The organism is Pseudoalteromonas sp. 20-MNA-CIBAN-0454, from assembly GCF_040308685.1.
Taxonomy (GTDB): Bacteria; Pseudomonadota; Gammaproteobacteria; order Enterobacterales; family Alteromonadaceae; genus Pseudoalteromonas; species Pseudoalteromonas nigrifaciens.
On record NZ_JBEOOB010000043.1, the window covers coordinates 15,483 to 27,048 of the forward strand.

At 39.6% G+C, this 11,566-nt stretch carries 14 protein-coding genes; 3 read left to right on the plus strand and 11 right to left on the minus strand.

The annotated features are described in order from the left end of the window. The first annotated feature begins 11 nt into the window (after positions 1–11). A complete protein-coding gene (locus tag AAEZ22_RS16280; protein WP_352298052.1) occupies positions 12–1,430 on the plus strand; it encodes a M28 family metallopeptidase in 1,419 nt (472 codons plus the stop codon). Between the two features lie 125 nt (positions 1,431–1,555). Further along, positions 1,556–2,002: a DUF4826 family protein gene (locus tag AAEZ22_RS16285; RefSeq protein WP_011328373.1), complete on the plus strand. Its 447-nt coding sequence runs from the start codon at positions 1,556–1,558 to the stop codon at positions 2,000–2,002. Positions 2,003–2,063: 61 nt separating this feature from the next. Here AAEZ22_RS16285 and AAEZ22_RS16290 read toward each other — a convergent pair whose 3' ends face one another. From AAEZ22_RS16290 to mnmA, 5 genes are all read right to left on the minus strand, one after another. Next, positions 2,064–2,531, minus strand: a complete 468-nt coding sequence (locus AAEZ22_RS16290) for a GNAT family N-acetyltransferase (RefSeq protein ID WP_011328372.1) — start codon at positions 2,529–2,531, stop codon at positions 2,064–2,066. A 9-nt stretch (positions 2,532–2,540) separates the two neighbouring features. Continuing rightward, on the minus strand, positions 2,541–3,686 hold the full coding sequence (locus AAEZ22_RS16295; protein WP_011328371.1) for a cupin domain-containing protein: 1,146 nt from the start codon (positions 3,684–3,686) through the stop codon (positions 2,541–2,543). A gap of 89 nt (positions 3,687–3,775) precedes the next feature. After that, positions 3,776–5,146, minus strand: a complete 1,371-nt coding sequence (gene purB / locus AAEZ22_RS16300) for an adenylosuccinate lyase (RefSeq protein WP_011328370.1) — start codon at positions 5,144–5,146, stop codon at positions 3,776–3,778. A gap of 31 nt (positions 5,147–5,177) precedes the next feature. Further along, positions 5,178–5,780 carry a high frequency lysogenization protein HflD gene (hflD, locus tag AAEZ22_RS16305; protein WP_011328369.1) on the minus strand — a complete coding sequence of 201 codons (603 nt, stop codon included), beginning with the start codon at positions 5,778–5,780 and terminating at the stop codon, positions 5,178–5,180. Beyond that, positions 5,780–6,880 carry a tRNA 2-thiouridine(34) synthase MnmA gene (gene mnmA, locus AAEZ22_RS16310; protein WP_011328368.1) on the minus strand — a complete coding sequence of 367 codons (1,101 nt, stop codon included), beginning with the start codon at positions 6,878–6,880 and terminating at the stop codon, positions 5,780–5,782. Before mnmA ends, hflD begins: the two co-directional genes overlap by 1 nt. A 298-nt stretch (positions 6,881–7,178) precedes the next feature. On the opposite strand from mnmA, the gene AAEZ22_RS16315 reads away from it, so the two are divergent. Then, positions 7,179–8,450, plus strand: coding sequence for a GGDEF domain-containing protein (locus AAEZ22_RS16315; protein ID WP_179807003.1), 1,272 nt, complete (start codon positions 7,179–7,181; stop codon positions 8,448–8,450). A 65-nt stretch (positions 8,451–8,515) separates the two neighbouring features. Here AAEZ22_RS16315 and AAEZ22_RS16320 read toward each other — a convergent pair whose 3' ends face one another. The 6 genes from AAEZ22_RS16320 to AAEZ22_RS16345 are packed head-to-tail and all read right to left on the minus strand — an operon-like array spanning position 8,516 to position 11,245. Then, a complete protein-coding gene (locus AAEZ22_RS16320; RefSeq protein WP_352298057.1) occupies positions 8,516–9,199 on the minus strand; it encodes a pseudouridine synthase in 684 nt (227 codons plus the stop codon). Next, complete coding sequence (locus tag AAEZ22_RS16325; RefSeq protein ID WP_011328365.1) at positions 9,199–9,528, minus strand: TusE/DsrC/DsvC family sulfur relay protein; 330 nt, start codon at positions 9,526–9,528, stop codon at positions 9,199–9,201. The genes AAEZ22_RS16320 and AAEZ22_RS16325 overlap by 1 nt, the downstream gene beginning before the upstream one ends. A 3-nt stretch (positions 9,529–9,531) precedes the next feature. After that, entirely contained in the window at positions 9,532–9,798 is a 267-nt protein-coding gene (gene tusB, locus AAEZ22_RS16330; RefSeq protein WP_041454715.1) for a sulfurtransferase complex subunit TusB, read from the minus strand. A gap of 20 nt (positions 9,799–9,818) precedes the next feature. Continuing rightward, the gene (gene tusC, locus AAEZ22_RS16335) at positions 9,819–10,175 is read right to left on the minus strand and encodes a sulfurtransferase complex subunit TusC (RefSeq protein WP_041454449.1); all 357 of its coding nucleotides are present in this window, start codon (positions 10,173–10,175) and stop codon (positions 9,819–9,821) included. After that, positions 10,172–10,525, minus strand: coding sequence for a sulfurtransferase complex subunit TusD (gene tusD / locus AAEZ22_RS16340; protein WP_011328362.1), 354 nt, complete (start codon positions 10,523–10,525; stop codon positions 10,172–10,174). Before tusD ends, tusC begins: the two co-directional genes overlap by 4 nt. 54 nt (positions 10,526–10,579) lie before the next feature. After that, complete coding sequence (locus tag AAEZ22_RS16345) at positions 10,580–11,245, minus strand: Bax inhibitor-1/YccA family protein (RefSeq protein ID WP_041454448.1); 666 nt, start codon at positions 11,243–11,245, stop codon at positions 10,580–10,582. Positions 11,246–11,566: the final 321 nt, after the last annotated feature.

Consider the following 11,566-nt stretch of genomic DNA (forward strand, 5'->3'; position numbering starts at 1 on the left):
AGGAGCTATAAATGCTTAAAACACCTTTTAAAATAACAACAAAATTACTTAGCGTGAGTACCCTTACAGCTGCTTGTTTAGTGGGTTTAACTTCGCAAGCATTGGCAGCGGGCGAGATTAAATACACTGATCAACAAAAATTGCATGCTATAGCCGGTGATATTTCAGCGCAGCGTATTGGTGGCGATATTCAAACGCTGGTGGATTTTGGTACGCGCCATACATTATCAGACACTAAATCGGAAACCCGTGGCATTGGTGCAGCAAGGCGCTGGATAAAGCAAGAGTTCGAAAAAATATCAGCACAATGCGGCGGATGCCTAGAGATTATTGAAGTAAAAGACACTATATCGGGCGAAAAACGAATTCCTGATGCAACCGAAGTGGTTAATATTGTCGCTATTCAGCGCGGTATAAGCGAGCCTAACCGTATGGTAATAATGTCGGGCGATATAGACTCACGCGTAAGCTATGTGATGGATTTTACTAGCGACTCGCCGGGGGCTAACGATAACGCCTCGGGTGTAGCGGGCGTAATAGAGGCGGCGCGTGTATTGAGTAAACATAAATTTAATGGCTCTGTGGTGTACGCGGCGCTGTCGGGCGAGGAGCAGGGTTTATTTGGTGGTAAAATTTTAACCGCTTATGCGCAAAAACACGACTGGCAAGTACACGCAGTACTAAACAACGACATGATAGGCAATATTACCGGGGTTAATGGCGTAACCGATAACACCACAGCGCGGATATTTTCTGAAGGTACGCGCGTAATAGAAACTAAAGAGCAAGCACGAACGCGGCGCTTTACGGGGGGCGAGGTTGACTCAGCTAGTCGTAACTTGGCGCGTTACATAGATACCATTGCCGACAGATACATTGCTAATTTAAATACTATGTTAGTTTATCGGTTAGACCGATTTGGTAGAGGTGGGCACCATAGACCTTTTAATGACGCGGGCTTTGCTGCAGTGCGAATTATGGAAACAAACGAGCATTACGATCGCCAGCATCAAGACTTACGCATTGAAAACGGCATTGAATATGGCGATACGATCAAAGGCGTTGATTTTGACTATGCGGCCAAATTAACCGCACTTAATGCTGTAAGTTTAGCGTCGATGGCGTGGGCACCAGCCCCTCCTAAAGACGTGAAAATCGCGGGTGCGGTAACGGCTAATACGCGTTTGTCGTGGCAGGCATCTAAAGACAATAATATAACCGGTTATCGTATTTATTGGCGTTATACCAGCGAGCCACAATGGCAGTTTAGTAAAACCGTGGGTAAGGTTACTCAAGCTACACTTAACAATGTAGTAATTGATAATTACTATTTTGGTGTTGCAGCCATTAATAAAGAAGGGATTGAGTCGCCGGTGGTATTTCCGGGGGATGTGGGCTCATTCGATCATAATATTAAAATAGTTAAGTAAAGCTTATAAATTTGGCTAAAAACCAGGCAAACAGCGGGTTTGAGGCTAAAAAATACTATTTTTGTACTTGCACCTTATTTGTTAAGCCCTTAAAGTGTTAAAAAAGAAGTAAAAGGTTATTAATAATGACACAACAAGAAAAAAAACCGTTAACAGCACAAGAACAAGCTCAAGTAGAGCAGCAAAATATATTATGGCAGCGTGAATGCTTTCAAAACGCACAAAAGCATTTAGCTGAAAAAGGCATTATGCCTAAAACGTTGATTGAAAAAGACAGTCGTTTTTTAGCCCCATTTTGTGCTCTATGGAAATTTAAGGCGCAAAATGGTAAAAACTATTGGGTAATTACCGGTCGTTTACCAACTGATCATGCTGAAGTGAGTGCTGCAAAAGATGCTCGCGATGCAATACGTTATTTTTCACTGCAATGGCAGTTAAAAGCTGATCAAATAATGCAAACAGGGGCGAGTGATAAAACCAAGGTTGATTTTGCCAATTTACTGATCAATCGTGCCCATGGTTTATACGAAATGCACGAAAATGAACAACTGTGGGCTAACGAGCCTAAATAAGTTTAATATGTTTGTATAACAAATTAAAAAGCGAGCTACTTTATTTATTGTAGCTCGCTTTTTAATGCGTTAACGTAAATGGACGAGTTTCAAAGCTGGTAACAGGGCATTGCATTCGTAGCTTTGCAATGCCAGCCTCCATGAATACATTGCCTTGTTGGCTAAAGCCATTTTGTTTAAATAATTCAACTTCTTCTAAAATGCAGTTAATACTCAGTACTTCAATATTTTGCTCTGCAGCAAGTGCAACAATAAAGTTAAGTAGGGATTTGTAAACATTGCGATTGCGGTGGGCGGGTAATACAGCTATACGGCCTATAAGGCCATCGCTACACAGCCTGCCTGTGGCTACAGGAGACTGTGTGTCGTTGGTAATACAGGTGACAAGAATATGTTGGGCAAGTGGGTCTAGGTTGTCAAATTCAATATGTTTAGGAATATGTAACTCATAAACAAATACACGCTCTCTTATTTGCTGCAGTAGCGCTTTTTGGCTGTGCCAATCGACCTGTTCTACCCGGTAGTCCATAATACACCTCTAATTGAACCAAATACCCTCATTAATTAGTGTAGTGAATATTTCAATAAAAACTAGGCTTGGGGCCGTGTTTTTTAGCTGTTGCGCATTAAAACCTGTAAAATCAGTAAGTAACTTAACAGCATTCAAGTCACTATTTGGTACAGAGTAGTTTTCTCCGTTAACACTTACTAATAATTCATCAGCTGTTTGCTGATATATAGCACGCGTTCCACCTAGGCGTTCAAAGCTTATGTCGTCACTGTTTATTGCATCGGCTATTTGCGCCGCATTAAACGGTTGCTCAACAGGCATTAAGTCCATATCGTGCTTTGGTTGGCTTAAAGTTGTGCCAAGCCATTGTTTAAATAAGGTGTGGTCGTTTAGTAATGCCTGCATTAGCACTTTTACTTTATCAACCTCAGTATCGCTCAGCTCGCCCTTAGACTCTCTTAATGTAAGGTTGTGGTCGGTGTAACGCTTTTGTCCGCTTTCGGTATCAATAATATGATCGGCAAAGCTAGAGAGTAAATCTTGTTGATTTGGCGCTCTAAAACCCACCGAATAATTAAGGGCGTTTTCTACGGCATAACCTTCGTGCGGGCAACCTGGTGGAATATATAAAATATCGCCGGGTTCTAAAATACAATCAATAACCGCAGTAAACGCTTCTACTTGCAATAATGTTTTATTTTGGGTGAATTGTTTAAGGCTAGGATCTGGTAGGCCTACTCGCCAATGGCGTTTGCCTTCACCTTGAATAATAAATACATCGTATTGATCTAAATGCGGGCCAACACCACCGCCAGGCGTTGAATAGCTGATCATTAAATCATCTATGCGCCAGTTTGGGATGAATCGAAACGGCTCTAGCAGCTGTGCTGCATCGTTATGCCAATGATCAACCGCTTGTACTAATAAAGTAGAGTGTTGCTCTGTAAGCTGTTCAAAGTCTTCAAACGGCCCTTGGTGCGATTGCCATTCATTATTATGATTAGTAACAATACGCGACTCTATGCTGTCTTCCATTGCAAGGCCTGCAAGTTCATTCGCATCAAGCGGGTCCTGAAAATTACTAAAACCTTGTTTAATTAAGAGTGGTTTTTTTTGCCAGAACTGAGTTAAAAACTCTTGCTCTGATAAGTCATTTATTTTTAATTGATACATACAGTGGCCCTACAAATTAGTGCAAGTGGTATTAAAACAAAAAAAGCGAAAGGAGACCTTTCGCTTTTTCATTGATTTTAGTTTAGTTATTAAACTAAATCATCAATAAACTCAACAGCGCGGCCAATATAATTAGCAGGTGTTAGTTTTTTCATTTCTACTTTAGCGTGTTCAGGAAGGTCTAAACCATCGATGAAGTCTGCCATTATTTCTTGGTTTACACGTTTGCCACGGGTTAAGTCTTTAAGCTTTTCGTATGGCTTTTCGATACCGTACTTACGCATAACTGTTTGAATTGGCTCTGCTAGCAGTTCCCAGTTTTGATCAAGCTCTTCTAATAAACGTTGCTCGTTTACTTCAAGCTTACTTACACCTTTAAGTGTTGATTGGTATGCAATAAGTGCATAACCCATACCTACACCTAAGTTACGTAATACCGTTGAGTCGGTAAGATCACGTTGCCAGCGAGAAACAGGCAGCTTTTGTGCAAGGTGAGAAAAAATAGCATTTGCTAAACCTAAGTTACCTTCTGAGTTTTCAAAATCAATAGGGTTAACTTTATGTGGCATTGTTGATGAGCCAATTTCGCCAGCAATGGTTTTTTGCTTAAAGTGATTAAGGGCAATGTAACCCCACATGTCACGATCAAAATCGAGCAGTATTGTGTTAAAACGGGCAATAGCATCAAAAAGCTCAGCAATGTAGTCATGCGGTTCAATTTGTGTAGTAAACGGGTTTAGAGTTAAACCTAGGCTTGATACAAATTTGTCTGCATGTGTGTGCCAATCGTAATCTGGGTATGCACTAAGGTGAGCGTTGTAGTTACCTACAGCACCGTTAACTTTACCTAGCATTTCTACTTGTGCAATTTGGTCGCGTTGACGTTTTAAGCGCATGTAAACGTTAGCAAACTCTTTACCCATAGTAGACGGTGTAGCAGGTTGTCCGTGCGTACGTGTCATCATAGGGATTGTTTTGTACTCAATCGCTTTTTCTTTAATTGCGCTAAGTAACTGATCGCAATATGGTAGTAATACATTATTGCGTGCTTCAGTTAGCATTAAACCATGAGATAGGTTGTTAATGTCTTCAGAGGTACATGCAAAATGAATAAATTCGTTAATTGCATGTAGTTCTGCGTTATCGGCTACTTTTTCTTTTAGAAGGTATTCAACCGCTTTAACGTCGTGATTTGTTGTGCGTTCAATATCTTTAACGCGCTGTGCATCAGCTTCGCTGAAGTTATCAACAATGGCGTTTAGTAATGCATTAGCTTGTTCGCTAAATGCAGGGACTTCTTTAATATCGCTCGCTGCAGCTAACGCTTGCAACCAACGCACTTCAACGGTTACGCGGTATTTGATTAGGCCAAATTCGCTGAAAATACTGCGTAGTTCAGTGGTTTTGCTGCCGTAGCGACCATCCACTGGAGAGATAGCCGTTAACGCTGAAAGCTCCATAATAACTCCTAAATTTTAGTTTGAACGATAATTAAATTTTTGCTTTAGCAATGGCGATTATTTTTCTTTTTGCAAAGAAAAAGTGACGGCGTTTACCGCCCATTTGTCGCCATAAAACTGCACTTCTAATACCGGCTAATAATAATGCGCGGATTTTATTTTGAGTGAGCTGCTGCTTTAGTAACTCAGGTTTACCATAAACCTGTATACGGTGCCCAAGGGGGCTTAGCACCGTTGAGTATATATCCGCTAAACCGGCGACAACGCTCTCGTCGGTTATAGCAAAATGATCTAAACGTCGATGAATGTCATCAATACGTTTACCTAATTCGTTTAAGCTTTTGTCGTTTGCACTCAAGGCACGTTCTAGCTGCATTAAACCACCGACGTATTTTACAATTTCAACATCTTTTTGCGCACCAGCACTTAGCTGTGCCAATAATGTTTTGTAGCCATCGCGTAGGTTATCTGTGCCTTGATATACATCCTCTGGCGATGCCGGCGAGGTTTGAATAATACTCGAAAGTAGTATTTCTAAATCGTGTTCATTATTATTGCCGTACTGAGCAACTTTTTGAACTTGTTTAGCAACTTGGCACATGGCGGCAAGCGCCATGACTTGGTGTTGATTCATTATTTGATCACCGAATCAATAATACCACCACCTAAACACACATCTTCTGCATAAAATACGGCAGATTGACCTGGAGTAACGGCTTTTTGTGGCTCGTCGAATAATACGCGTGCCATGCCGTCTTCGCCTACAAGTAGCGTACAGCTTAAGTCTTCTTGGCGGTAACGGGTTTTAACTGTGCAGCGAGTAGTGCCTTTAGGGCCAATACGGTCAACCCAGTGCAATTGGTTAGCATTAAGGCCATTACTGTATAGGCGAGGGTGATCTTTACCTTGGCCAACAATAAGTACATTTCGCTCAAGGTCTTTATCTACTACATACCATGGCTCGCCTGAGCCTTCTTTCATACCACCAATTAGCAAGCCTTTGCGTTGACCTAGGGTGTGATACATTAATCCTTCGTGCTCGCCTACATTGTTACCATCAGTGTCTTCGATAACACCAGGTTGGGCAGGTAAAAACTTTTGTAAAAAGTCTTTAAATTTGCGCTCACCAATAAAACATATACCTGTGCTGTCTTTTTTATCGTGAGTAATTAGGTCTTGCTCTTCAGCTATGCGGCGTACTTCTGGCTTAGCAATATCGCCAACAGGGAATAATGTTTGGCCAATATGTTCGTGGCTAAGCGTGTATAAAAAGTAGCTTTGATCTTTATTATCATCTAACCCGCGGCACATAACGTATTTGTCATCGCGTAGTTCGCGGCGTACATAGTGACCGGTGGCAATAAAGTCGGCGCCTAATGCTTGGGCCGCAAATTCTAAAAAGGCTTTAAATTTAATTTCTTTATTGCACATTATATCTGGGTTAGGTGTACGACCTGCTTTGTATTCAGCTAAAAAGTACTCAAATACGTTATCCCAATACTCAGCGGCAAAGTTAACTGTATGCAGTTCAATACCGAGTTTATCGCAAACAGCTTGCGCGTCTTTTAAATCATCAGCTGCGGCGCAATATTCATCATTGTCGTCTTCTTCCCAGTTCTTCATAAACAGGCCTTCTACCTGATAGCCTTGTTGCTTTAACAAATATGCAGATACAGAAGAATCAACACCGCCGGACATACCTACGATGACTTTAATGTGACTATTTTCGCTCATGAATAATTTCGCTTATACAGATTACTGTTATTAATAACATCTTGGAAAGGCCGCGATTATAGCATGTATTTAAGCAGCGCTTAAAGAGGCTTAGCCTTAATGCAGCGCTTTTGTAGTTATTTTTATAGCGTCAGCAAAACGTTTTTGCTATTTGCAGTAAGCAAAATAAATATAAATAGTAAATAAGTGTGAATATTAGCTGTGTAATAGTAGGAGGAGTTATAGCTTTATATTGCTTTATAGTGTTATATTTAAGCGTAACTAAGGTTATTATTAATATACTCAATGGAATGAATATATGAACTATGCTTCTCACGTCAACAAAGTAAAATCTTTTATTTTAGATTACTCAAAAAAAACCGATATAAGTGAGTTGCTTAACAACCCGTTGAGTGAACTTAAAGAAACAGCTTATTATTTGTTTGATGAATTGATCACAATAACTCCCCCTATTTTTTTCCAAGAGCCACATCCTATTGTTGAGTTATTTAAATTAATTGAACAGTCGTTGAGCCCTAATCTAAAAGTAGAAAAAGCATTATTAGAGCATTTAGAAACATGGTGGGTTGAATGGCATTTTGTAGCGACTATGAATGCCAAATTACTTAACGAACATAACGACCCACAACAAAAGTATTTAATTGCTCACACGCATCACCCTATGCGTAATCATGAGCTGAGCCATTATGCGAAATTATTTACAGTGCTTCCTATGCCTATTTGTAATGTGTGCGTTGAAACGGGTGATATATTAAAAGTTAACCAGCGTTATATTGATGTATTTGGTTTTACTATAAATGATACGCCCAATGTAGATATTTGGTGGGGAAAAGCCTACCCAGATATTGATAAAAGAAATGCTGCTCGGGCATTATGGAGCGCATCGCTTGCACAAGCCGAAAGTAATAAAGGCGATATTCCTGCAAACGACTACCAAATAACCTGCAAAAATGGTGAGCAAGTCATTATGCAAGTATCGGGTATTAATATTGGTAATGAATTTTTGGTTGTTTTTAATGACGCCACTGAGCGGATTAAAGCACATGAGATTTTAAGCGAAATGGCGTTTTTAGATTCGTTAACCAAAATTGCCAATAGGCGCCGCTTTGATGAAAAAATTGTTGATGAATTTTCCCGTGTTAAATTAGCAAACTGTCAGCTTTCACTCATTATAATTGATATTGATAACTTCAAAAAATTTAACGACCGTTACGGGCATATTGCAGGCGATAAGTGCTTATACGCTGTGGCACAAAAACTTGCCGACACAGTGAGTCGTCCAGAGGATTTTGTTGCCCGTTATGGTGGTGAAGAGTTTGTTGTATTGCTACCACAAACAGATAAACAAGGGGCGCTATTTGTGGCTGAACAAATTCAAAAAGCAATTGAAATGTTGGCAATTGTGCATGAAGATAGCTTTACAGGGTATTTATCAGTAAGCATGGGAATTAATACTGTTAATCATCATCAGTGTGATGATCATTTAACATTTATTCAAGCTGCCGACGATGCTCTTTATTATGCAAAAAACCAAGGAGGTAATTGTATTGCGCTAAGCCCTGGCAAATAGCTTAAACGCTAATTTAAAGTTAATAATGGCTTATAAATTAGCGATTGTAAGTTGGTTTACATCAGTTAGGTATGCTTTATACCTGTCATTACTTTATACTCGCCGTTTTTAATGCCATCTAGGGTGTACTTACCAATACTATAGCGAATTAAACGCAAAGTAGGGTGCCCAATATGTGCTGTCATGCGTCTAACTTGGCGGTTACGCCCTTCACTTATTGTTATGCTGAGCCAAGTTGTAGGTATTAGTTTTCGCTCTCTTACTGGCGGGTTACGCGTCCATACTGTTGGCTCACTGATGATGCTCACTTTAGCGGGTAATGTAAGGCCATCTTTTAATTCTACGCCTGTGCATAGTGCAGCAATTGACTCTGAGCTCGGCTCACCTTCTACCTGAACCCAATAAGTTTTACTGGTTTTTTTACCCGGTGCGGTTAGGGTGTTTTGTAATTTACCGCAATTGGTGAGCAGTAATAAACCTTCACTGTCTCTGTCGAGTCTGCCTGCAGCGTAAACTTCTTTTATAGGAATAAATTCAGCAAGGGTTTTTCTGTTGGCATCATCAGTAAATTGGCACAAAACGTCGAAAGGCTTATTAAATAAGACTATTTTTATATCTTGTGCAGCTATTGCTGGTTTTATTTCTCTTTTTGAAGCGACGCTTTTTAGCGTGCTGCGAGAATAGGTTCTGCCAGTATTACGTTTGGGTTTAGCTGTGTACTCTTGCTTATTAGCTGACTTATTATTCATTATATACACCTGGCAGGTTTTGGTAAGCCGGCAATTTTAGTCGCTTGTTTTGCCGGGCCTTTAGGAAATAATTTATATAAATATAGGCTATTACCTTTATCTTCACCGAGTGCTTTAGCCATGGCTTTTACCAGCATTCTAATAGCGGGGCTGGTGTTGTATTCTAGGTAAAAGTTGCGAACAAAGTTAATAACTTCCCAATGCTGCTCAGTTAAACTAATGTTTTCTTGCTGTGCAATAATGGGCGCTAATTCTTTTGACCATAAAGTATGGTCAAGTAAATAACCTTGTTTGTCTGTTTCAAGCTGTTGGTTGTTAATTTCAAGCATAAGTTACCAGGTAATAGATTGATTGGTTGATAAGCTAAGGGTTACAAATTCGTCATAGCTAATTACTTTATCGTTATTATTTAGCTTTATAGCGCGAGCACTCGCATCAGGCGCTAAAATAAACAATGATTCGGCAAATTGTCGATACTGCTTTGCTGCATAACAGGCATCGCCAACCAGAAGTACAATATCAGTTGCTTGAATTAGGTTTTCTAATCGATTGGCGCTGTAGTAGCTAAGTGGTTTAGAAAATATATGTAAGGTGCTCAAAGCATTAGTTTGTAGGTTACTCATAGGTTCACCACATGTTGCTGGGTTTTAATTAGCGCTTTTTGCTGATCAAAGTTTAGTGCTTGCACATCTAACAATAAATCATTTTTGTTTAAGCCATAATCGAGTAGTGACTTTTCGCAGACGTAAATATTTTCAACGTCATAAATTTCCAATGTTTTAATGTTTTTAAAAAAATCTTTTATACCAAGCATATTTGGTTGTTGTTGCTTTTTTAGTGCCAGTACAGCTGGGCCACTAAAGAGCCAACTGATATTCTGATCGACAGCTGCAAATATGAGGGTCATGTCTAGGGCGTCGCGAATATGCAAGTCATCAAAAGGACTGCATTGGCTCATTACGAGTACGTTAATCATTTAAACTGTATCCATTTGTCGGCATCACTAGCAAGCATGGCAAATTCAGCAAGCCCAGCAACATTAAACACATTGGTGTGTTTAATGTCTAAACCACGTTTTTCAGCGGCGGTTACACATAACATTAAATTAATTTTTTGATCTGCTAATTGCTGCCATAACATCGGAATTTGTAGCTCATCAGTGGGAAGATCAAAGTGGTTTGAAGCATGATAAACCCCTTGCTGATATAAAAATATAGCGTCTATGGTGTGTCCTTGCGCTAAGCAAGCGTGCGCAAATTTAACTAAACGCTGCGTAGTATCGTGATCAGAGGGTGGAGTATGTAAAGACAAGACGAAACGCGACAAAATTATTCCAAAAAAAAGCCCCAATTAAGGGGCTATTTTAACAGAACTTTTTAATTAGTCATTATTTGCGCCAAGCAGAGCAAGTAATGAAGTAAATAAGTTATATACACTTAGGTAAAGTGACACAGTTGCGCGAATATAATTTGTTTCGCCACCGTTAATAATACGGCTGGTATCAAATAAAATTAAACCAGACATAATTAATACTACAGCAGCATTAAGTACCATAAACATCAGTGAACTACCGATGAAAATATTAACAATGCTTGCCACAATAACAACGATTAAACCAACCGTTAAAAAGCCACCCATAAATGAGAAGTCTTTTTTAGTGTTAAGTGCATAAGCCGATAAACCAAAAAATATCAGCGCGGTAGAGCCCAGCGCTTGCATAATTAGCATAGGGCCATTAGGCATTTCTGCATAGTGGTTAAGCATTGGGCCAAGGCCTGCGCCCATTAAGCCGGTAAAAGCAAATACCCAAAATACACCAGATGCAGTTTCTGCTTTTTTATTTACTACAAATAATAAGCCGAACGAGACAAGTGTGAACACTAATCCCATAAAGTATGGTAACTGTAGTGCCATTGAAATACCCGCTGTAACAGCGCTAAATGCGAGTGTCATAGCAAGTAATAGGTAGGTGTTTTTAAGCACCTTGTTTGTTTCAATGGTAGACATTACCGGTTTAGCGGTATTGTACGATTGATTAAACGCCATTGTAGAGCTCCTGTGGTTGAAACTGAGTAGTTCCGATAATTTAACTAAATTTAGATTAACAACTCTTATATGTTTGGGCAAACCTTTGTAGTTCAATAGAGTGAAATATTTAAATAAAAGTTCAATTACAATTAATGCAGGCCACTTTTGCTTTAACTTTAAACAAATTAGTTGTTTTTTAATCACTTAAACAATTAATTTAAAATAAAGCTTCACAAACCTCTGCGCTTTCCCTATTATTCAGGCCGTGCGGAGAGATGGCAGAGTGGTCGAATGCACCGGTCTTGAAAACCGGCATGGGTTTATAGCCCATCTAGGGTT